Source organism: Streptomyces sp. NPDC008001 (assembly GCF_042958085.1).
Taxonomy (GTDB): Bacteria; Actinomycetota; Actinomycetes; order Streptomycetales; family Streptomycetaceae; genus Streptomyces.
Window position 1 is genome coordinate 206,108 of sequence record NZ_JBIBIZ010000002.1, and the last position, 19,866, is coordinate 225,973.

Here is a 19,866-nt window from a genome sequence, read left to right on the forward strand (position 1 = left end):
CCACCCTCACACGGGGTGGGCGGAGCGTCGCGGCGGATGGTTCAAGCGGGTGGTCCGGGGTCGTCAGGGCGGTGGTCCGGGACCGTCAGGCCGTGAGGAGGATCTTCCCCACGTGCGCGCTCTGCTCCATGACGCGGTGCGCCTCGGCGGCCTCCGCCATGGGCATCGTGCGGTCGACGACCGGCCGCACCCGCCCACCCGCGATGAGCGGCCACACGTGCTCCCGGACGGCCGCGATGATCGTCGCCTTCTCGGCGAGCGGGCGGCCGCGCAGGGAGGTGCCCATCACGGCGGCGCGCTTGGTGAGCAGCGTGCCGAGGTCGAGCTCGGCCTTGCGGCCGCCCTGGAGGCCGATGATCACCAGGCGGCCGCTGACGGCGAGGGCGTCCACGTTCCGGGCGAGGTACTTCGCGCCGACGATGTCGAGGATGACGTCGGCGCCGATGCCGCCGGTGACCTTGCGCAGCTCCTCGACGAAGTCCTGCTCGCGGTAGTCGATGAGGATGTCCGCGCCGAGCTCGCGGCAGGCCTCCAGCTTGTCCTCGCTGCCCGCGGTGACGGCGACGCGCGCGCCGACGGCCTTCGCCAGCTGGACGGCCATGGTGCCGATGCCGCTGCCGCCGCCGTGCACGAGGAACGTCTCGCCGGGGTGCAGGTGGGCGACCATGAACACGTTGGACCAGACGGTCGCGGTCACCTCGGGCAAGCAGGCCGCCGTGACGAGGTCCATGCCGTCGGGTACGGGCAGGAGCTGGCCCGCGGGGACGCACACCTTCTGCGCGTAGCCGCCGCCCGCCAGCAGCGCGCACACCTCGTCGCCGACCGCCCAGCCGCTCACCCCCGGGCCGAGCGCCGCGATCCGGCCGGAGCACTCCAGGCCGGGGTAGGGGGAGGCGCCGGGCGGCGGGTCGTAGAAGCCCTGCCGCTGGACGACGTCGGCACGGTTGACGGCGCTGGCCGCGACCTCGATCAGGACCTCGCCCTCGCCCGGTACGGGATCGGGGACCTCGGCCCAGACGAGGGCCTCGGGTCCGCCTGGTGCGGGAATGGTGATCGCATACATGGTCGCGAGGCTACCGCCGGGGTGCGGGGACGATCCCGGAACATGGGGGCCATGGTGACGCGCAAGATGACCCGGCTGTCGCTGTTCCGCACCCTGTGGAACCGCTCCCGAGGAGACGCCGAGGAGGACGCCGAGGCGGGCCGCTCGATCGTCATGCCCGTCCGGCGCGTCGCGCCGCCGCTGCGGCAGGTGCTGCAGCGGCTGGTGATGGCGCTGCTGGTGCTGGCGGTCACCACGCTGGTCGTCTACGCGGACCGGACCGGCTACCACGACAACGCCGGCGGCGGCGTGGGCTTCCTCGACTCCGCCTACTACGCCACCGTGACGCTGTCGACCACGGGCTACGGCGACATCACGCCGGTCGGCGGCGCGGCCCGGCTGACGAATATCTTCGTGATCACGCCGCTGCGCGTGCTGTTCCTGATCATTCTGGTGGGGACGACCCTGGAAGTACTGACCGAACGGACGCGCCAGCAGGTGCGCGTCCACCGCTGGAGGTCCCGGATGCGAGAGCACACCGTCGTCGTCGGCTACGGCACGAAGGGCCGGCACGCCGTCGAGACGCTGCTCGGACAGGGCAAGCCCAAGGACAAGATCGTCGTGGTCGACCCGCAGAAGAAGGTGGTCGACGCGGCGGCGGCCGAGGGCCTCGTGGGCGTCCTGGGCGACGCGACGCGCTCCGAGACCCTGCTGCGGGCGGAACTCGCCCGCGCCTCCCAGATCGTGATCACCACGCAGCGGGACGACACGGCGGCCCTGGTCACCCTGACGGCGCGGCAGCTCAACAAGTCGGCCACCATCGTCGTCGCCGTTCGGGAGGACGAGAACGTGCCGTTGCTGCGGCAGAGCGGCGCGAACACGGTCGTGACGAGCTCCAGCTCCGCGGGACGCCTGCTCGGCATGTCGATGATGAGCCCGAACGTCGGCACGGTGCTGGAGGACCTGCTGACGTACGGGAACGGCCTGGACGTGGCCGAGCGCCCGGTCACCAAGCGCGAGGCCGGCCACTCGCCGCGGGACTGCGAGGACCTGGTGGTAGCGGTGGTACGGGGCCACCGCCTCCTGCACTTCACCGACCCGGAGGCCGCAACCCTGCAACTGGCAGACCGAGTAATCACCATCAGAAAGAGCCCCCACCCGGAACCCGGCGCGGCGTAAGGGGGCCTCGCGCCCGCGCCCCGTAAGGGGCGCGGGGAACTGCGCGACCGGCCACGGACGACCGGCAGCAGGAGACGGGCCCACGCCCCGATAGGGGCGCGGGGAACGGCGCGACCAGCCACACACAACCCGCAGCAGAAGCCGGGCTCACGCCCATAAGGGGCGCGGGGAACTGCGCGACCGGCCACGGACGACCCGCAGCCGACCACCGGCGCAGACCACGACCGAGGGCCGCAGGCCAAGGCGCCAAAGGGCCGCAGGGCCAAGGCCCGCATTCCAAGGCCCGCGCCTACGGCAACCCCAGCACCGGGACCTCCACCAACCGCCCCGCCCCACCCCCCGGCACGACAGCCACCCCGTCAGCCCCCACCAACCCCCGCAACATCGCAGGCCCATGGAACCGCAAGGGCCGCACACGGCCGGCCCCGTCGTACGCGACCGGCACCAGCCGCGTGTCGCGGGCGTGGCCGGCCACGGCCTCCGCCAGCACCGCCCGGCCGGGCTCGGCCGGACCCCGCCCGGTGAGCGCCCGCAGCAGCGGCTCGGCGAGCGTCAGCAGGCCGGCGACGGCCGCCAGGGGGTTCCCGGGCAGCCCGACCACGTGCCGGCCGGGGCCCAGCCGGGCCAGCAGCATCGGATGCCCCGGCCGCACCGCGACCCCGTCGACCAGCATCTCGGCACCCAGCCGCCGCAGCGTCGGGTGAACGTGGTCGACGGGACCGGAGGCCGTGCCACCGGTGGTGACGACCACGTCCGCCGTGGAAGCGGCGAGCGCCTCGTGCAGGGCGTCCGCGTCGTCTCCGAGGAACGACGTCTCACCCGGCTCCGCGCCGAGCCCCCGCAGCCACGGCCCGAGCATCGGGCCGAGCGCGTCCCGGATCAGCCCGCCCTCCGGCAGCCCTTCGCGGAGCAGCTCGTCGCCGAGGACGAGCACGTCGACGCGAGGGCGCCGGACGACGGTCAGCGCGTCGTAGCCCGCGGCGGCCGCGAGCCCGAGCAGGGCCGGTGTGACGACCTTGCCCGCCGGCACGAGCTCGTCGCCCTGCCGGCACTCGCCGCCGCGCGGCCGGATGTCCTGGCCGGGGGTGACGTGCCGGGCGGCGAGCAGCTCGCCCTTGACCGTCACTTCGCCGTGCTCGCTGCGCAGCACGGCGGTCGCCCCGGCCGGAACCGGTGCTCCCGTGGCGATCCGTACGGCGCGCCCGTCGCGCAGCGGGCGCGCGCCGGGGCGGCCGGCGAGGACGTCCTGCGCGCCGGGCGGCGGGAGCTTCCAGGGGCCGGGCCCGGAGACGGCCCAGCCGTCCATGGCGGAGGTGTCGAAGGAGGGCAGGTCGGTGAGGGCGACGAGCGACTCGGCGAGGACGTGCCCGAGGGCGTCCCCGAGGACCCGGTCCTCCGCCGGGAGGACGCCGGCGGCCGCGGCGGCGACGGCACGGGCCTCCGGCCAGGACATGGTGCGGTGGGCGTCGTCGGCCGTCATGTCGCGAGCCCGTTCCTCGTCCTTGGCGACGTCGACGTCGATGAACGGAAATCCGTCGCGGGCGGGAGAGGGCGCGGGGACCTGCGCAGAGCCGGAGGGGGCCCGGGTGGCGCCGATGGCGCGGCCGCCGTCGACCACGCCGCCTCCGACGGGAATCTCGTCGAACGGAAAGTACGCGAAGGGCGCTTGGGCCCGTGCCCGGGCTTGGGCTTGGGCGTGGGCCTGTGCCTGGGCGTGGGCCTGTGCCTGGCTGCCGCGCACGGACTCGGGCTCGGCACGGCCGCCCGGCTCCGGGCCGTACCGAAGCCCCGGAGCCCGGGCAGCGTCGTCCGGGAGCCGGCCTCCGGCGTCAGAGCGTGTGCCGCGCCGGGGCTCCGCGAAGAGCGCCAGGGCCTCCTCCGTCGCGCGGTCGAGCGCGGAATCCGCGTCCGCATGGGCATCCGCGTCCGTCATCGCGGCCCGTCGGCCTTTCCGGCGGCGCTGCCGTCTATGGGCTTCACGCCGTCGCCTGCGGGCTTCCCGGCGCCGTCGGCGGGCTCGGCCGCCGCCTCGGCCTCGGCCGCCTCCGCGGCCCACTGCTGGGCCAGGGCGACGGCCTTGCGGGTCGCCTCGGCCACCGCTTCGGGGCCGCCTCCCAGGCGCCCGGCGGCATAGCCGACGAGGAACGTGGTCAGGGGCGCGGCGGGCCGGGCCACGCCGTGCGCGGCGTCGCGCGCGAGGTCCAGGAGGGCGGTGGTGTCGACGTCCAGGTCGATGCCCAGCTCGGCCTTGGCCGCGGAGATCCATTCATCCAGCACGCTCCCATCGTCCCTGATGCGCGCGCGGGCGGTGGCGACGTCCTCCCAGGTGTCGCAGTCGAAGGAGGCGGTCGGGTGCGGGAAGCGGCCGAGGGTCAGCTCGTCGGTGAGCAGCCGCAGCGGCAGCCCGGCGAGGCTGCCGTGCTCGGCTGCGAGCAGGGCGAGCTCACGGCGGAGCGGCTCGGTGCGGTAGGCGGCGACGAGCGGCTGGTCGCGGCCGTCCAGGTCGGTGAGCAGCACCCCTTCCACGTACGGGCCGCCGGTGGCGGCTGCGGCGAGCAGTGCCCGTACGGTGCCGGCCCGCAGGAACGGCAGGTCGGCGGAGAGCACGAGCGTGGTGGGGGCGGCCGTGTGGCGCAGGCCGGCGGCGAGCCCGGCGAGGGGGCCGCCGCCGGGAGGGTCCTCCCGCTCCCACCGCACGGGCCGTGCGGTGGGGCGGCGGGGCCCCACGACGACGGTCTCCTCGGCGTCCGCGCACGCCTCCAGCACACGGTCCAGCAGTGTGCGCCCGCCCACGCGCAGGGTGGGCTTGTCGGTGCCGCCCAGTCTGCGGGCGGCGCCACCGGCGAGCACTACGGCGTCGTAACCAGTCACCCGTCGAGTATGGCCGCTTCGGTTGCGGCGCAGGCTCAGAGGGAGCGCAACAAGACGGCGGGCTGTTCGACGCAGTCGGCGACGTAGCGCAGGAAGCCTCCGGCGGTGCCGCCGTCGCAGACCCGGTGGTCGAAGGTGAACGACAGCTGGACGACGTGCCGTACGGCCAACTCGCCCTCGTGCACCCAGGGCTTGGGCGCTATCCGGCCCACTCCGAGCATGGCCGCTTCGGGGTGGTTGATGATCGGTGTGGAGCCGTCGACGCCGAAGACGCCGTAGTTGTTCAGCGTGAACGTGCCGCCGGTGAGGTCGGCCGGGGTGAGGGTGCCGGCCCGGGCGGCCTCGGTCAGCCGGGCCATCTCCGCGGAGAGGCCGGCGGCATTGCGCAGGTGGGCGTCCCGGACGACGGGGACGACCAGCCCGCGCTCGGTCTGCGCGGCGAATCCGAGGTGGATGCCGGGCAGCCGGACGATCTCCCGGGCTTCGGTGTCGACGGTGGCGTTGAGGTCGGGGTAGCGGGTCAGGGCGGCGGTGCAGATGCGGGCGAGCAGGGCCAGGAGGGAGACCTTCGGGCCGTCCGCGGCGTTCATGGCGCGGCGGGCCGCCAGCAGCTCGGTCGCATCGGCGTCCACCCAGCAGGTGGCGTCGGGGATCTCCCGCCGGCTGCGGCCGAGCTTCTCGGCGACGACGCCGCGCAGCCCCTTGAGGGGGATGCGCTCGGCGCCGGCGGTGCCGGTGGCGGGTGCCGGGGCCGGTGCTGCCGCGACCGGGGTCGCCGCCCGGTCCGCGGCCGCCCGTACGGCGTGCTCGACATCCGCGCGCAGGATCAGCCCTTCGGGGCCGGATCCGGTCAAGGTGCGCAGATCGACGCCGTGTTCCCGCGCCATCTTCCGGACGAGCGGCGAAATGACGGGTACGGGCCCGGTGGGGGCGGAAGTCCGCGCCACGGCCACGGCCGCGACCCCGGGTGCACCCGCACGCCGCGTCCCGGTCAGGGACCGCGACGACCCCTGGCCGACGAGATCGCTGAAAGCCCCGGCCATCCCTTTCGCCGCAGTGGCGCCCGCGGAGCCGTCCGCAGGACCGCCGGCACCCCGCGACGGGCCGGAGGGGCCGGAAGGACCGGCCTTCGGCCGGACACGGCGGCGCCGTGCCGCAGGCGCCCCCGTGCCGTAGCCCACGAGCACATTGCCGGAGGACTCCGCCCCGGAGCCGGGCTCCGTCTCCGCGGGCGCTCCGACGGCGACCGTCAGGAGCGGCGACCCCACGGGAAGCTCCGTGCCCTCCTCGCCGAAGCGCGCGGTCACCACGCCCCCGTAGGGGCAGGGCACTTCGACCATGGCCTTGGCCGTCTCGACCTCGACGACGGGCTGGTCGATCTCGACGACCTCGCCGACCTCCACCAGCCAGCGCACGATCTCCGCCTCGGTGAGCCCCTCGCCGAGATCCGGCAGCCGGAATTCCTTGACCTCGGGCATCAGCTGTCCGCCTCCCACTGCAGCCGTGCGACCGCATCGAGCACCCGGTCGACGCCGGGCAGGTGGTGCCGCTCCAGCATGGGCGGCGGGTACGGGATGTCGAAGCCGGCGACGCGCAGCACCGGCGCCTCCAGGTGGTGGAAGCAGCGCTCGGTGATCCGGGCCGCGATCTCCCCGCCGGGGCCGCCGAATCCGGTGGACTCGTGGACGATCACGGCGCGGCCGGTGCGCCGGACGGAGGCGCAGACCGTCTCCTCGTCGAAGGGCACGAGGGAGCGCAGGTCGACCACTTCGAGGTCCCAGCCCTCGGCGGTGGCCGCCTCGGCCGCCTCCATGCAGACGGGCAGGGAGGGCCCGTAGGTGATGAGCGTGGCGGAGGTGCCGCGCCGGCGGACGGCGGCGCGCCCTATGCCGGGCACCGCCTCGGGCGCCTCGGGGTCCCAGGGCGCCTTGGACCAGTAGAGCCGCTTGGGCTCCAGGAAGACGACCGGGTCGTCGGAGGCGATGGCCTCGCGCAGCAGCCCGTAGGCGTCGGCGACGGTGGCGGGCGCGACGACGTGGAGGCCGGGCGTCGCCATGTAGTACGCCTCGGAGGAGTCGCTGTGGTGCTCGACGCCGCCGATGCCGCCGCCGTAGGGCACGCGGATGGTGACGGGCATGGGCATCGCGCCGCGCGTGCGGTTGCGCATCCGGGCGACGTGGCTGACGAGCTGCTCGAACGAGGGGTAGGCGAAGGCGTCGAACTGCATCTCCACCACGGGCCGCAGCCCGTACATGGCCATGCCGACCGCCGCGCCGAGGATGCCGGCCTCGGCGAGCGGGGTGTCGGTGCAGCGGTCCTCGCCGAACTCCTTCACCAGGCCGTCGGTGATGCGGAAGACGCCGCCCAGCGCGCCGACGTCCTCTCCGAGGACGTGGACGGACGGGTCCTCGGCCATGGCGTCGCGCAGGGCCCGGTTGAGGGCCTGGGCCATGGAGGCGGGCCGGGCTCCGGCCCGGACGGCGGTGGTCATCGCTGCGCCCCTTCTCCGGCCCCGGGGGCCTCGGCCGCTGCGGCAAGCTCGGCGCGCAGCAGCTCGGCCTGCTCCCGCAGCTGGGTGGTCTGCTCGGCGTACACGTGGGCGAAGAGGTCCATCGGGTCGAGCAGGGGGTCCTGGTTCATGCGGTCGCGCAGGTCGGCGGCCATGCGCTCGGCGGCTTCCCGCTCGGCCGCGACGACGGAGGGGTCGAGCAGCTTGCGCTCGGTCAGCTCCTGCTCCAGCAGGGCGAGGGGGTCGTGGCCGCGCCAGGTGTCGACCTCGGCGTCGCTGCGGTAGCGCGTGGCGTCGTCGGCGTTGGTGTGGGCGTCCATGCGGTAGGTGACCGCCTCGACCAGGGTGGGGCCGCCGCCTTCGCGGGCCCTGCGCACGGCGTCGGTGAGGACTTCGTGGACGGCGGCGACGTCATTGCCGTCGACGAGCCGGCCGGGCATGCCGTAGCCGACGGCCTTGTGGGCGAGGGAGGGGGCCGCGGTCTGCTTGGCGAGCGGTACGGAGATCGCGAAGCCGTTGTTCTGCACGAGGAAGACGACGGGGGCGCGCCACACGGCGGCGAAGTTCAGCGCCTCGTGGAAATCGCCCTCGCTGGTGCCGCCGTCGCCGACCATGGCGAGCGCGACCACGTCGTCGCCCTTGAGGCGCGCCGCGTGTGCGAGGCCCACCGCATGCGGCAGTTGGGTGGCCAAAGGGGTGCACAGCGGTGCGATCCTGTGCTCGTGGGGGTCATATCCGGTGTGCCAGTCGCCGCGCAGGAGCGTGAGCGCCTGGACGGGGTCGAGGCCGCGGGCGACGGCGGCCAGGGTGTCGCGGTAGCTGGGGAAGAGCCAGTCCTGCTCCTGCAGGGCGAGCGCGGCGGCGACCTCGCACGCTTCCTGGCCCGCGGAGGAGGGGTAGACCGCCAGCCGGCCCTGCCGGGTGAGCGCCGTGGCCTGGGTGTTGTACCGCCGGCCGCGGACGAGGTGCCCGTAGAGCCGCAGCAGCAGACCGGCGTCGAGCCCGTCCGCCGCCTCGGTGCCCAGCACGCGATGGGGCTCGGCGTCGGGAAGCAGGGGCGCGGGGTCGGTGCGGGGCCGCCAGGCGGGCGGCGGGATGGGCCGGTACGAGCCGGGCTGCTCCAGAACCGTCATGACGAGCACCTCCTTCGTGGGGACGGGCTTGACCGGACGTGCGGCGGAATATGCCGGGCGCCCTCCCTACCGATTGTTCGGTCGTCGGCACATTTTGGCTACAGGCGGCCCGAGCCTGTGGACAAACGGTTCTCCACAGCCTGAGATATGGCCAGGACGTCCAAGACGGGGAGGCGGGACGCCATGCCGGACGAACAGATGGCCTTCACCGGGAGCAAGGCCCCCGCACGGCCGCTGGACGAGATAGACCGCGCCATCCTGCGCATGCTGCAGAGCGACGGGCGCGCGTCGATACGGTCCGTCGCCGAGCGGGTGCACGTCTCGCGCGCCAACGCCTACGCGCGGATCAACCGCCTGATCGACGACGGGGTCATCCAGGGCTTCGGCGCCCGCGTCGACCAGGAGCGGGCGGGGCAGACCGCGTCCGCGTACATCACGCTGAAGATCGTGCAGAACTCCTGGCGCGCGGTCCGCGACAAGCTCCTGGAGTTGCCGGGAGCCGCGCACATCGCCCTGGTGAGCGGGGACTTCGACGTGCTCCTGCTGGTGCACACGAAGGACAACCGCGCGCTGCGCGAGCTGGTGCTGACCCGCATCCAGGCCATGGACGAGGTGCTCAGCACCCGCACGCTGCTGATCTTCGAGGAGACGGACCTCCAGGAGGGAGGCCTCTGAGGGACTCCGGCGGCCGCAGGGGCCTAGTGGTTCGTGCGGAGGCCGTCGAACGCCGTACGGACCACCGCGTCGGCCACCTCTTCGCTGGTCGCCGCCCCGCCGTGGTCGGGCCGGTACCACTCCACCACGGAGTTGATCATTCCGAAGAGCAGCCGGGTGGCCAGGCGGGCGTCCACGTCCGCCCGCAGGTCGCCGTCGGCCGCCGCCTGCTTGAGCAGGTCGGCGACGCGGTGGTCGAACTCGCGGCGGCGCTCCATCGCCCAGCGCTCGGTGCCGGTGTTGCCGCGCACGCGCAGCAGCAGCGTCACGTAGGGCAGCTCGGCCATGAGCACCTCGACGGTGCGGCGGGTGACGTACTGGAGCCGGTCCACGGCACGGCCTTCGGCCGCCCCCGGCTCGTCCAGCACGGCGAAGAGCTCGTCCAGGGCACGGCTTATCGCGAGCCGGAGCAGCTCTTCCTTGCCCTTCACGTGGTGGTAGATGGAGGACTTGGAGATGCCGGCCGCCTTGGAGAGGTGCTCCATGGACGTGCCGTCGTAGCCCCGCTCGTTGAACACCTTGACGGCGACCGCGAGCAGCGATTCGGGCGTGTAGGTGTCGCGCTTGGCCATGGTCATGATTACAGCAGGCTCTCTTCGACGGCCGCACGGCGGCGGAGGGACAGGGAGGGGTCGTAGCGGCCGCCCGGATACTCCCGGGCGAGGCCCCGCAGGATGGAGCGCACGCGGGACAGGCCGATCTCCCGGCCCCATTCCAGCGGGCCGCGCGGGTAGTTCACGCCCAGCCTCATGGCGGTGTCGATGTCCTCGCGGCTCGCCACGCCGCGCCCGGCGGCGTCCTCGGCGAAGTCCACGAGCATGGCAACCGTACGGGCGACGATCAGGCCCGGGACGTCCGCGATGACGCTGACCTGCTTCCCCAGCGCCTGGAACAGGCCCACGGCGGCCTGCACGTCCCGTGCCGACGCCTTCTCGGAGGGGGCGAGGGCGATCCGGGTGCACGTGCGGTAGTCCAGGGCCAGGTCGAAGTAGATCTGCGCCCCGCCGGTCCGCGGAGTGGCGGCCTCGCCCCCGGTGAGGGTCAGCGCCGCACCGCCGGGGAGGGTGATGTGCCACTCGGACGCGTTGGGCGCACGGTCGCGCACGACCTTGATCCCGGCTTCCTCGATCATGTCCTGCAGGGGGCCGCAGACCGGCGGCGGCGCGGCGTGCCAGCCGATCTCCGCGGGCGGGTCGCACGGGGCCGCCGTGGCCGGTACGGGCTTGCCGGCGGCCTCGTCGTAGCCGAACCATCCGCGGCCGGTCTTGCGGCCGAGCAGCCCCGCCTCCACGAGCCGCTGCTGGGCGAGCGAGGGCGTGAACCGGGGATCGTGGAAGAACGCCTCGTAGACCGAACGGGTGACGGCGTTGTTCACATCCTGGCCGATGAGATCGGTCAGCTCGAAGGGGCCCATGCGGAAACCGCCGCATTCCCGCAGCACGGCGTCGATGGTCGCCGGATCGGCGCCGCCCTCCTCGTGGACGCGGAAGGCCTCCGCGTAGAAGGGGCGGGCGAGCCGGTTGACGATGAAGCCGGGGGTGTCGGCGCAGCGCACGGGGGTCTTGCCCCAGGCGGCGACGGTGGCCGCCGCCCGGTCGGCGGTGGCCTCGTCCGTGGCGTGTCCCCGGACCACTTCGACCAGCGGCAGCAGCGGGGCCGGGTTGAAGAAGTGCAGGCCGGCGAAGCGCCCGGGAAGGCGCAGGGCGCCGGCGACGGCGGTCACCGGCAGGGACGAGGTGTTGGTGGCCAGCAGGCAGTCGTCGGGAACGACCGATTCCAGCTCGGCGAACAGCTTCTGTTTGACGTTCAGTTGCTCGACAATCGCCTCGATGACGAGGGCGGAACCGGCGAGTTCGGCGAGCCGTGCGGCGGGCTGCAGATGGGCGAGGGCCGCGTCCCGGCCGGCCGCGTCGAGCCGGCCCTTCTCCACCAGGCGGCCGAGCCGGCCGGCGATCGCCCGCGCCGCCTCCTCCGCACGGCCGGGCGCGGCGTCGTACAGCCGCACGGGATGGCCGGCGACCAGGGCGACCTGGGCGATTCCCTGGCCCATGGTGCCGGCGCCGACGACGGCGACGGTCCCGGCGGGGTCGATTGGGGTCATGGCAGTGATCCTCCCCGAAGAGTTGTCCACAGGTTCGCCGGGCCCCCTTGTCCCGACCGATCGTTCGGTTACTGTATCCACCGGGGGTGCGTCTGGTCCCCCGTATCGGAGCCCCGCTCGACAAGGAGTTGGTCAGCCGTGACCGCCGGACTCACCACCGCTCAGTTGACCGAGAAGCACCGCCCCACCCTCGATCAGGCGCTGGATGCCATGCGCACGCGCGCCTACTGGTCCCCGTTCCCCGAGCACCCGAAGGCGTACGGCGCGGAGGGATCCGTGCCCGGCAGCCTGAGCGCGGCCGAGGGCCAGGCCGCCTTCGAGGCGCTCCGGGGCAAGCGCTTCGAGCTGGACCAGCCGGGCAGCGACGGCTGGGCGGGCGCGGAGGTGTCGCCGTTCGGGATCGAGCTCGGCGTCGAGTATCCGCACCCGGCCGTCGAGGAGCTGCTGCCGGCGCTGCGCGCGGCGATGCCGCAGTGGCGCGAGGCGGGGCCGGAGGCCCGGGCCATGGTCTGCCTGGAGATCCTCGCGCGGATCAACGCCCGGTCGCACGAATTCGCGCACGCCGTCATGCACACCAGCGGCCAGGCCTTCATGATGGCCTTCCAGGCCGGCGGGCCGCACGCCCAGGACCGGGGCCTGGAGGCCGTCGCCTACGCTTATGCGGAGCAGGTCCGCACTCCGGCCTCGGCGGACTGGTCCAAGCCGCAGGGCAAGCGGGATCCGCTGGAGCTGCGCAAGGAGTTCACGGCCGTGCCGCGCGGTGTCTCCCTGCTCATCGGCTGCAACACCTTCCCCACGTGGAACGGCTTCCCGGGCTTCTTCGCCTCCCTCGCCACGGGCAACGCCGTCCTGGTCAAGCCGCACCCGCGCGCGGTGCTGCCGCTGGCCCTGACCGTGCGGATCGCCCGTGAGGTGCTGCGCGAGGCGGGCTTCTCGCCCGACCTGGTGGCGCTGGCCGCCGAGCGGGACGGCGAGGGCATCGCCAAGACCCTCGCCGTGCGCCCCGAGATCCGCATCATCGACTACACCGGCTCCACCGCCTTCGGCGACTGGCTGGAGGCCAACGCCCGCCAGGCGCAGGTCTTCACGGAGAAGGCCGGTGTCAATACGGTCCTCATCGACTCCACGGACGACTACAAGGGCCTCCTCGGCAACCTGGCCTTCTCGCTGTCCCTCTACAGCGGCCAGATGTGCACCACCCCGCAGAACTTCCTGATCCCCCGCGGGGGCATCGCCACCGACGCCGGGCCCAAGTCGTACGACGAGGTGGTGTCGGATCTGGCCGCCGCCGTCCAGGGCCTGCTGGGCGACGACGCCCGGGCGAACGCCCTGCTGGGCGCCATCGTCAACGACCAGGTCAAGGAGCGGATCGACGCCGCCGGCCGGCTCGGCGAGGTCGCCCTCGCCTCCCGCACGGTGCCCAACCCCGAATTCCCCGGCGCCACCGTCCGCACCCCGGTGATCGTGAAGCTGGACGGTGCCAAGCCCGACTCCGAGGCGGCCTACTTCTCGGAGTGCTTCGGCCCGGTGTCCTTCGCGGTCGCCGTCGACTCCTCGGCGGACGCCGTGGAGCTGCTGCGCCGCACGGTGCGCGAGAAGGGCGCGATGACCGTCGGGGCGTACACCACGTCGCCCGAGGTCGAGCGGCTGGTGGAGGAGGCCTGCCTGGAGGAGTGCGCCCAGCTCTCCCTCAACCTGACCGGCGGCGTGTATGTGAACCAGACGGCCGCGTTCTCCGACTTCCACGGCTCCGGCGGCAACCCCGCGGCGAACGCGGCCCTGTGCGACGGCGCGTTCGTGGCGAACCGCTTCCGTACGGTCGAGGTGCGTCGCCCGGCCTAGTCGCCGGAAGGGGCGGGCCCCGGCCCGCCCCAGTGGAACAGCGCCATGGCGACGCTCGTGGCGAGGTTGTAGCTGGACACCTGGGGCCGCATGGGAAGGGCGACCAGCCGGGTCGCCCTCTCCCGCAGCTCCGGCGAGATGCCGTGGCGCTCGGAGCCGAAGGCGATCAGGGCGTCGTCGGGCAGTGTGAGGGAGCGGATGTCGTCGCCTTCCGGGTCCAGGGCGTAGAGCGGCCCGGGCGGGAGTTCGGGCAGGGGCAGCCGCTCGACGGCGGTGGCGTAGTGCAGGCCCGCCCCGGCCCGTACGGCGTTGGGGTGCCAGGGGTCCATGTCCCCGGTGGTGACGACGCCCGTCGCGCCGAAGCCGGCGGCGAGCCGGATCACCGCGCCCACGTTGCCGAGGTTGCGGGGGTTGTCGAGGACGACGACGGGGGCCTTGCGGGGCGCCCGCGAGAGCGTGTCGAGGTTGGCCTGCCGCCCGGGCCGTACGGCGAGCGCGGCCACGCCCGTGGGGTGGATCCTGGGCACGAGCTCGCGCAGTTCCCGGGCCGGGATCTCGGTCAGGCGCTCGGCGAGCGTCGCGGTGAGGTCGTCGGCCAGGGCGGCGGCGAGCGCGAGCGCCGCCTGCTTGTCGCTGGTGACCGCGAGGAGCACGTCGGCACCGAAGCGCAGCGCGTGCTTCAGGGCGTGGAAGCCGTCGAGCAGTACGGCGTCGGGGGCGCGCTCGCCCCACTGCCGGACTGCGGCAGCGGCTTCGTCCTCGGTCATGCCCTCAGCCTACGAGAGTCCTGGCAGCCGCTTCGTCGCCCTCGGGCCGCACCGGGGCCTGCTGCCCGCGGGCCGGGAGCAGCCGGTCGCGGCCGCGGGCGACGAGGGCGCCCAGGCGGCGCAGGAAGGAGGTGGGCAGGAAGACCGCGTCGGCCACGATCATCGCCAGGGAGAAGAACGGCAGCCCGAGCAGGAGGGCGATGCCGAGGTGCTCCATCATCATCGCCGCGAGCAGAACGTTCTTCACCCGCCGGTTCAGCAGGGTGAACGGGAAGGCGACCTGCACGGCCACGGTGCCGTAGCTGAGCAGGAGGACGAGCAGCCCGCTGCCGGCGAGGGCGTGGGAGAGCTCGGGCCAGGGCGAGAAGTAGTCGAGGTGCAGCGGGTAGTAGAGGGCGGTGCCGTCCTGCCAGCGAGAGCCCTGGATCTTGTACCAGCCGGCGGTGGCGTAGATCAGGCAGACCTCCGCCATGATCACCAGCAGGCCGGCGTTGTGCAGCAGGTTGGCCAGGGCGTCGAGCACGGCGCGGGGCTCGCCCGAGCCGTGGCGCACCGCCACCCACCACAGGCCCTGGACGAGCCAAAGGCACCACAGGGCGGTGGCCCAGCCGACGCCGGGCAGCGGGCCGTGGCCGGTCCACGACATCCGGGTGTCGCCGAAGAGCTGGGCGGCGGCGAGGGCCAGCGCGCAGCCGGCCCACAGCACGATGCCCGTCACGTCGGGCCCGGCGGGCTTCCCGGCCCGCCGCGCCGCCCGGCGGGCGTCGAGGGACCAGACGCGGCCGCAGCGCGTGAGGATCAGGTAGAGCGCCATCAGGTGGATGACGTTGTCGCCGCCGTCGCCGAGGAAGACGCTGCGGTTCTGCAGCGACAGCACTCCGATCATGGAGAGCACGGTCATGGTCCGGGTGCGCCAGCCGAGGGCGAGCAGGGCGGCCGTGACGACGGCGAAGGCGTAGACGGCCTCGAACCACAGCCTGCCGTCGGACCAGAGCAGGGCGGTGAAGGCGTGGTTCTCGGCCGTGAGCCGGTGGGCCATCTCCCAGCTCCACGGCCCGTCGGGGCCGTACATCTCGTGCCGGTTCGGCCACTCGCGCAGCAGGAAGACCAGCCACGTGAAGGAGAGGCCTATCCGGATCACGGCCGCCTGGTGGGCGCCCAGGGCGGTGCCGGTGACGCGGTCGATCCCGCGCGAGAGCCGGGCGCCGAGCGGCAGGGTCGTGCTCATCGGTTCTTCGCCTCCGTACGGTCGGCGGCGGTGACCGGCCACCAGCCCAGCACCCGGTAGGCGGGCTTGGGCTCGGACTTCTCGTCGCTCCAGACGGGCGGCGCGACCAGGGTGGTCACGGCGCGCACCTGGACGCGCTGGACGGTGCTCCCGTCGTGCCCGGCGCCGAGCCGGCCGACGACGATGCGCCGGACGTACTGCTCGGAGAGGCCGCCGCGCAGCCCGTTGGGCTGTTCCTTGGCGTCGTGGGAGTTGGTGTAGAAGTCCCAGGCGCGGCGCAGCTCGTTCTGCTGCGTGTGGCTGGGGAGGAGGTTGTGGTGGATCTCGGCGCCGTCCTGTGCGGTGAGGTCGGTCCAGCCGGTGACCGTGGTCCTGCCGTCGGGGCCGCGGAGCTCCGCGCGGGCCTGGACGGCGACGTTCTGCTGGAGCGGGTTGGGAGCGAAGAACTTCCAGTTCTGCTCGTACTCCGGATAGATGTAGTCGTCTATCGCCGCGGCGTTCTGCTTCGTGACCGTGTTCGACGGTGCCACGTGCAGGAACACCATCGCCAGGTGCACGGCCGCCGTCACCGCGATCACCGCTGCGCCCGCCGCGACGACGAAGCGCGCGGGCATGGACAGCCCCGTGAGGGCGCCGGCCCGCTCGTGCCCGTCATCCGACTCCATACCCCGCCCCGTTCCTGCGTCCTGCCCGTGCTGTGCACCCGAACGGTACCGAGGTCGTCTCGCGGGGCACAGCGCCCGGGGGTTATCCACAGGCTTGACACCCCTCTGCGGTCGCACCACCATTGAACCGAACGATCGGTCGGTCGGGCCGGTCGCGAGCGGGCGGAGAGGCAGGGGGCAATGCCATGACGACGATGGCGCCGGACGCAGGAGCCCAGGACACCACGGCCTACGAGGCGGCCTTCGATGCCGCCGTGGCCGCGGACGAGCGCATCGAGCCGCGGGACTGGATGCCCGACGCCTACCGCGCCACCCTCGTCCGCCAGATAGCGCAGCACGCCCACTCGGAGATCATCGGGATGCAGCCCGAGGCCAACTGGATCACTCGTGCGCCCTCGCTGCGGCGCAAGGCGATCCTCATGGCCAAGGTGCAGGACGAGGCCGGCCACGGCCTCTACCTCTACAGCGCCGCGGAGACCCTGGGCACCGGCCGCGACGAGCTGCTCGACAAGCTCCACTCGGGCCGCCAGAAGTACTCCTCGATCTTCAACTACCCCACCCTGACCTGGGCGGACGTGGGCGCCATCGGCTGGCTGGTGGACGGCGCGGCGATCACCAACCAGGTCCCGCTGTGCCGCTGCTCCTACGGGCCCTACGCCCGCGCCATGGTCCGCATCTGCAAGGAGGAGTCCTTCCACCAGCGCCAGGGCTATGAGCTGCTGCTCGCCCTGAGCCGCGGCACCGAGGCCCAGCACGCGATGGCGCAGGACGCCGTGGACCGCTGGTGGTGGCCCTCGCTGATGATGTTCGGCCCCCCGGATGCCGAGTCCGCCCACTCGGCCCAGTCCATGGCCTGGAAGATCAAGCGGCACTCCAACGACGAGCTGCGCCAGCGGTTCGTGGACATCTGCGTCCCCCAGGCCGCCTCCCTCGGCCTGACCCTCCCCGACCCCGACCTGAAGTGGAACGAGGAGCGCGGCCACCACGACTTCGGAGCCATCGACTGGACCGAGTTCCAGGAGGTCCTCCGCGGCAACGGCCCCTGCAACGACCAGCGGATCGGTCAGCGCCGGCGCGCCCATGAAGAGGGCGCGTGGGTGCGCGAAGCAGCCGCCGCATATGCGGCCAAGCACGGAAAGGCGACGGCATGACGAACGCTGACTGGCCGCTGTGGGAGGTCTTCGTGCGCAGCAGGCGCGGGCTCGCCCACACCCACGCGGGCAGCCTCCACGCCCCGGATGCGGAGATGGCCCTGCGCAATGCGCGCGACCTCTACACCCGGCGCTCCGAGGGGGTCTCGATCTGGGTGGTGCCGTCCGCCGCGGTCACCGCCTCCTCCCCCGACGAGAAGGACCCCTTCTTCGAGCCCGCGGCCGACAAGCCCTACCGCCACCCGACCTTCTACGAGATCCCGGAAGGGGTGCGGCACCTATGAAAGGCGTACCTGTGACGACGGCGGCCGAAGCGCCCCCGGCCGCGGCGGCCCTGGCGCTCGGCGACGACGCCCTGGTGCTCTCCCACCGGCTGGGGGAGTGGGCCGGGCACGCGCCCGTGCTCGAAGAGGAGGTCGCCCTCGCCAACATCGCCCTCGACCTGCTCGGCCAGGCCCGCACCCTGCTCTCCCTCGCCGGCGACGAGGACGAGCTCGCCTACCTCCGGGAAGAGCGCGCCTTCCGCAACGTCCAGCTCGTCGAGCAGCCCAACGGCGACTTCGCCCGCACGATCGCCCGCCAGCTGTTCTTCTCCGTCCACCAGCACCTGCTGTACGGGCAGCTGGCCTCGGGCGACGGACCGTTCGCCCCCCTGGCCGGCAAGGCGGTCAAGGAGGTCGCCTACCACCGCGACCACGCCGAGCACTGGACGCTGCGGCTCGGCGACGGCACGGAGGAGAGCCACGCCCGGATGCAGAGCGCCCTGGACGGCCTCTGGCGGTATACGGGCGAGCTCTTCGAGCCCGTCGAGGGCCTGCCGGTCGACTGGACCGCGCTGCGCGAGGGCTGGCTGGCCGCGGTGACCGAGGTCGTCGAGCGCGCCACGCTGACGCTGCCCGGCGGCCCGCAGACCGGCGCCTGGACCGCGGGCGCGGGCCGGCAGGGCATCCACACCGAGCCGTTCGGCCGGATGCTCGCGGAGATGCAGCACCTGCACCGCAGCCACCCGGGGGCGTCATGGTGAAGACGGCCTCCCCCACCCGCCTCGAAGAGGAGCTCCGCGCCCTGGCCGGAGCCGTCCCCGACCCCGAGCTGCCCGTCCTCACCCTCGCCGAGCTGGGCGTGCTGCGCGGCCTGCACGTCACCGGCCCCGGCCGGGTCGAGGTGGAGCTCACCCCCACGTACACCGGCTGCCCGGCGATCGAGGCGATGTCCGCGGACATCGAGCGCGTGCTGCACGAGCACGGCCAGGCCGAGGTCTCCGTCCGCACCGTGCTCTCCCCCGCCTGGTCCACCGACGACATCACCGCCGAAGGACGCCGCAAGCTGGAGGAGTTCGGCATAGCCCCGCCCCGGCCCACGGGGCCGGCCGGGCCGGTCATGGTCGGCCTGGCCATCCGGTGCCCCCACTGCGGCTCCACCGAAACCACGCTGCTCAGCCGCTTCTCGTCCACCGCCTGCAAGGCCCTGCGCCGCTGCGAGGCATGCCGCGAACCCTTCGACCACTTCAAGGAGTTGTAGATGGCAGCGGCCCGCCACGGCGCCTTCCACCCCCTGCGGGTGGCGGCCGTCGAACCGCTCACCGACGACTCGGTCGCCGTGACCTTCGCCGTGCCGCCCGAGCTACGGGAGACCTACCGCTACGCACCGGGTCAGCACATCGCCGTCCGCCGCACCGCCCGCGACGGCGGCGAGATCCGCCGTACGTACTCGGTGTGCGCTCCCGCACCCGCCGCGGGGGCGCCCGGGCCCGCGGAGCTGAAGGTGGGGGTCCGGCTGGTGGACGGCGGCGAGTTCTCCACGTACGCCCTCAAGGAGCTGGCCGCCGGGGACACGGTCGAGGTGATGGCCCCGGCCGGGCGGTTCGTCCTGGAGCCCCGGGCCGGGCACTTCGCGGCGATCGTGGGCGGCAGCGGGATCACACCCGTGCTGTCCATCGCCTCGACGCTGCTGGCCCGGGAGCCCGGGGCGCGGTTCTGCCTCGTACGCAGCGACCGGACCACGGCCTCCACGATGTTCCTGGAGGAGGTCGCCGACCTCAAGGACCGCTTCCCCGACCGCTTCCAGCTGGTGACCACGCTCTCCCGCGAGGAGCAGCAGGCCGGGCTGCCGTCCGGGCGGCTGGACGAGGAGCGGCTGACCCGGCTGCTGCCCGCGCTGGTCCCGGTGGAGGAGATCAGCGGCTGGTTCCTGTGCGGGCCCTTCGGGCTGGTCCGGGGCGCGGAGCGGGCGCTGCGCGGCCTGGGTGTCGGCCGGGACCGCATCCACCAGGAGATCTTCCACGTGGAGCAGGCCCCGCCGGTGGGCGGCGCCGCAGAGCAGACCGCTTCCTCCCCGGCGCGCAGCACGGCCGCCAGGGTGACCGCCACGCTGGACGGGCGCAGCGGCAGCTGGCCGGTCCAGGAGGGGGAGACGCTGCTGGAAGCGGTGCTGCGCAACCGCTCCGACGCGCCGTACGCCTGCAAGGGCGGGGTGTGCGGGACGTGCCGGGCGTTCCTGGTCCGCGGCGAGGTGCGGATGGACCGGAACTTCGCGCTGGAGCCGGAGGAGGTCGAAGGCGGCCATGTGCTGGCGTGCCAGTCGCATCCGGTGACGGAGGAGGTGGAGCTCGACTTCGACCGCTGAGTTCCCCGTCGCCGCCTCCGGTTCCCAATTGCCGCCTCC

General features: G+C 73.6%; 19 protein-coding genes. 8 read left to right on the plus strand and 11 right to left on the minus strand.

The window, feature by feature from the left end; genetic code table 11:
• Window positions 1–85: 85 nt before the first annotated feature.
• Window positions 86–1,063 (minus strand): NAD(P)H-quinone oxidoreductase, encoded by a 978-nt coding sequence (locus ACFZCD_RS05905; protein WP_391828315.1) that lies wholly within the window; start codon window positions 1,061–1,063, stop codon window positions 86–88.
• A gap of 51 nt (window positions 1,064–1,114) precedes the next feature.
• Here ACFZCD_RS05905 and ACFZCD_RS05910 point away from each other — a divergent pair, with 51 nt between their 5' ends.
• Window positions 1,115–2,221 carry a potassium channel family protein gene (locus ACFZCD_RS05910; protein WP_391828317.1) on the plus strand — a complete coding sequence of 369 codons (1,107 nt, stop codon included), beginning with the start codon at window positions 1,115–1,117 and terminating at the stop codon, window positions 2,219–2,221.
• A gap of 289 nt (window positions 2,222–2,510) precedes the next feature.
• On the opposite strand, the gene ACFZCD_RS05915 is transcribed toward ACFZCD_RS05910, so the two are convergent.
• The 5 genes from ACFZCD_RS05915 to pdhA are packed head-to-tail and all read right to left on the minus strand — an operon-like array spanning window position 2,511 to window position 8,734.
• Window positions 2,511–4,154, minus strand: a complete 1,644-nt coding sequence (locus tag ACFZCD_RS05915; RefSeq protein ID WP_391828319.1) for a molybdopterin molybdotransferase MoeA — start codon at window positions 4,152–4,154, stop codon at window positions 2,511–2,513.
• On the minus strand, window positions 4,151–5,092 hold the full coding sequence (locus ACFZCD_RS05920; RefSeq protein WP_391828321.1) for an NTP transferase domain-containing protein: 942 nt from the start codon (window positions 5,090–5,092) through the stop codon (window positions 4,151–4,153). The genes ACFZCD_RS05915 and ACFZCD_RS05920 overlap by 4 nt, the downstream gene beginning before the upstream one ends.
• A gap of 35 nt (window positions 5,093–5,127) precedes the next feature.
• Window positions 5,128–6,570 carry a dihydrolipoamide acetyltransferase family protein gene (locus ACFZCD_RS05925; RefSeq protein ID WP_391828322.1) on the minus strand — a complete coding sequence of 481 codons (1,443 nt, stop codon included), beginning with the start codon at window positions 6,568–6,570 and terminating at the stop codon, window positions 5,128–5,130.
• Window positions 6,570–7,583, minus strand: a complete 1,014-nt coding sequence (locus ACFZCD_RS05930; protein WP_391828323.1) for an alpha-ketoacid dehydrogenase subunit beta — start codon at window positions 7,581–7,583, stop codon at window positions 6,570–6,572. The genes ACFZCD_RS05925 and ACFZCD_RS05930 overlap by 1 nt, the downstream gene beginning before the upstream one ends.
• A complete protein-coding gene (gene pdhA, locus ACFZCD_RS05935; protein ID WP_391828324.1) occupies window positions 7,580–8,734 on the minus strand; it encodes a pyruvate dehydrogenase (acetyl-transferring) E1 component subunit alpha in 1,155 nt (384 codons plus the stop codon). Before pdhA ends, ACFZCD_RS05930 begins: the two co-directional genes overlap by 4 nt.
• A gap of 183 nt (window positions 8,735–8,917) precedes the next feature.
• Here pdhA and ACFZCD_RS05940 point away from each other — a divergent pair, with 183 nt between their 5' ends.
• Window positions 8,918–9,409, plus strand: coding sequence for an Lrp/AsnC family transcriptional regulator (locus ACFZCD_RS05940; RefSeq protein ID WP_391828325.1), 492 nt, complete (start codon window positions 8,918–8,920; stop codon window positions 9,407–9,409).
• A gap of 23 nt (window positions 9,410–9,432) precedes the next feature.
• Here the strand turns inward: ACFZCD_RS05940 and ACFZCD_RS05945 are convergent, their stop codons facing one another.
• Window positions 9,433–10,026: a TetR/AcrR family transcriptional regulator gene (locus tag ACFZCD_RS05945; protein ID WP_391828327.1), complete on the minus strand. Its 594-nt coding sequence runs from the start codon at window positions 10,024–10,026 to the stop codon at window positions 9,433–9,435.
• A 2-nt stretch (window positions 10,027–10,028) separates the two neighbouring features.
• Window positions 10,029–11,549: a 3-hydroxyacyl-CoA dehydrogenase gene (locus ACFZCD_RS05950; RefSeq protein ID WP_391828329.1), complete on the minus strand. Its 1,521-nt coding sequence runs from the start codon at window positions 11,547–11,549 to the stop codon at window positions 10,029–10,031.
• A gap of 138 nt (window positions 11,550–11,687) precedes the next feature.
• Between ACFZCD_RS05950 and paaN the strand changes: the two genes are divergently transcribed.
• A complete protein-coding gene (paaN, locus tag ACFZCD_RS05955) occupies window positions 11,688–13,391 on the plus strand; it encodes a phenylacetic acid degradation protein PaaN (protein ID WP_391828331.1) in 1,704 nt (567 codons plus the stop codon).
• Here the strand turns inward: paaN and ACFZCD_RS05960 are convergent.
• From ACFZCD_RS05960 to ACFZCD_RS05970, 3 genes are read right to left on the minus strand one after another with little or no spacing between them, the layout of a single operon-like run.
• Complete coding sequence (locus tag ACFZCD_RS05960; RefSeq protein ID WP_391828333.1) at window positions 13,388–14,158, minus strand: TrmH family RNA methyltransferase; 771 nt, start codon at window positions 14,156–14,158, stop codon at window positions 13,388–13,390. The two genes, paaN and ACFZCD_RS05960, sit on opposite strands and share 4 nt — an antisense overlap.
• Window positions 14,159–14,162: 4 nt before the next feature.
• Entirely contained in the window at window positions 14,163–15,386 is a 1,224-nt protein-coding gene (locus ACFZCD_RS05965) for an HTTM domain-containing protein (protein WP_391828335.1), read from the minus strand.
• Window positions 15,383–16,051: a DUF5819 family protein gene (locus tag ACFZCD_RS05970; protein ID WP_391828337.1), complete on the minus strand. Its 669-nt coding sequence runs from the start codon at window positions 16,049–16,051 to the stop codon at window positions 15,383–15,385. Before ACFZCD_RS05970 ends, ACFZCD_RS05965 begins: the two co-directional genes overlap by 4 nt.
• Before the next feature lie 185 nt (window positions 16,052–16,236).
• Here ACFZCD_RS05970 and paaA point away from each other — a divergent pair, with 185 nt between their 5' ends.
• The 5 genes from paaA to ACFZCD_RS05995 are packed head-to-tail and all read left to right on the plus strand — an operon-like array spanning window position 16,237 to window position 19,827.
• Window positions 16,237–17,202 (plus strand): 1,2-phenylacetyl-CoA epoxidase subunit PaaA, encoded by a 966-nt coding sequence (paaA, locus tag ACFZCD_RS05975; protein WP_391828339.1) that lies wholly within the window; start codon window positions 16,237–16,239, stop codon window positions 17,200–17,202.
• On the plus strand, window positions 17,199–17,486 hold the full coding sequence (gene paaB / locus ACFZCD_RS05980; RefSeq protein ID WP_391828341.1) for a 1,2-phenylacetyl-CoA epoxidase subunit PaaB: 288 nt from the start codon (window positions 17,199–17,201) through the stop codon (window positions 17,484–17,486). Before paaA ends, paaB begins: the two co-directional genes overlap by 4 nt.
• Window positions 17,483–18,226 (plus strand): 1,2-phenylacetyl-CoA epoxidase subunit PaaC, encoded by a 744-nt coding sequence (gene paaC / locus ACFZCD_RS05985; protein ID WP_391828343.1) that lies wholly within the window; start codon window positions 17,483–17,485, stop codon window positions 18,224–18,226. Before paaB ends, paaC begins: the two co-directional genes overlap by 4 nt.
• Window positions 18,220–18,723: a 1,2-phenylacetyl-CoA epoxidase subunit PaaD gene (paaD, locus tag ACFZCD_RS05990; RefSeq protein WP_391828345.1), complete on the plus strand. Its 504-nt coding sequence runs from the start codon at window positions 18,220–18,222 to the stop codon at window positions 18,721–18,723. The genes paaC and paaD overlap by 7 nt, the downstream gene beginning before the upstream one ends.
• Entirely contained in the window at window positions 18,724–19,827 is a 1,104-nt protein-coding gene (locus tag ACFZCD_RS05995) for a 2Fe-2S iron-sulfur cluster-binding protein (protein ID WP_391828347.1), read from the plus strand. It begins immediately after the preceding gene.
• Window positions 19,828–19,866: the final 39 nt, after the last annotated feature.

Excerpts from the sequence above, each read along its gene's own strand:
- ACFZCD_RS05930 (WP_391828323.1), bottom strand. The coding sequence starts at position 7,583 with ATGACCACCGCCGTCCGGGCCGGAGCCCGGCCCGCCTCCATGGCCCAG.
- ACFZCD_RS05995 (WP_391828347.1), top strand. The coding sequence starts at position 18,724 with ATGGCAGCGGCCCGCCACGGCGCCTTCCACCCCCTGCGGGTGGCGGCC.
- ACFZCD_RS05950 (WP_391828329.1), bottom strand. The coding sequence starts at position 11,549 with ATGACCCCAATCGACCCCGCCGGGACCGTCGCCGTCGTCGGCGCCGGC.
- ACFZCD_RS05940 (WP_391828325.1), top strand. The coding sequence starts at position 8,918 with ATGCCGGACGAACAGATGGCCTTCACCGGGAGCAAGGCCCCCGCACGG.
- ACFZCD_RS05945 (WP_391828327.1), bottom strand. The coding sequence starts at position 10,026 with ATGACCATGGCCAAGCGCGACACCTACACGCCCGAATCGCTGCTCGCG.
- paaB (WP_391828341.1), top strand. The coding sequence starts at position 17,199 with ATGACGAACGCTGACTGGCCGCTGTGGGAGGTCTTCGTGCGCAGCAGG.
- ACFZCD_RS05960 (WP_391828333.1), bottom strand. The coding sequence starts at position 14,158 with ATGACCGAGGACGAAGCCGCTGCCGCAGTCCGGCAGTGGGGCGAGCGC.
- pdhA (WP_391828324.1), bottom strand. The coding sequence starts at position 8,734 with ATGACGGTTCTGGAGCAGCCCGGCTCGTACCGGCCCATCCCGCCGCCC.
- ACFZCD_RS05925 (WP_391828322.1), bottom strand. The coding sequence starts at position 6,570 with ATGCCCGAGGTCAAGGAATTCCGGCTGCCGGATCTCGGCGAGGGGCTC.
- paaD (WP_391828345.1), top strand. The coding sequence starts at position 18,220 with ATGGTGAAGACGGCCTCCCCCACCCGCCTCGAAGAGGAGCTCCGCGCC.
- ACFZCD_RS05970 (WP_391828337.1), bottom strand. The coding sequence starts at position 16,051 with ATGGAGTCGGATGACGGGCACGAGCGGGCCGGCGCCCTCACGGGGCTG.
- paaA (WP_391828339.1), top strand. The coding sequence starts at position 16,237 with ATGACGACGATGGCGCCGGACGCAGGAGCCCAGGACACCACGGCCTAC.
- paaC (WP_391828343.1), top strand. The coding sequence starts at position 17,483 with ATGAAAGGCGTACCTGTGACGACGGCGGCCGAAGCGCCCCCGGCCGCG.
- ACFZCD_RS05905 (WP_391828315.1), bottom strand. The coding sequence starts at position 1,063 with ATGTATGCGATCACCATTCCCGCACCAGGCGGACCCGAGGCCCTCGTC.
- ACFZCD_RS05910 (WP_391828317.1), top strand. The coding sequence starts at position 1,115 with ATGGTGACGCGCAAGATGACCCGGCTGTCGCTGTTCCGCACCCTGTGG.
- ACFZCD_RS05965 (WP_391828335.1), bottom strand. The coding sequence starts at position 15,386 with ATGAGCACGACCCTGCCGCTCGGCGCCCGGCTCTCGCGCGGGATCGAC.
- ACFZCD_RS05915 (WP_391828319.1), bottom strand. The coding sequence starts at position 4,154 with ATGACGGACGCGGATGCCCATGCGGACGCGGATTCCGCGCTCGACCGC.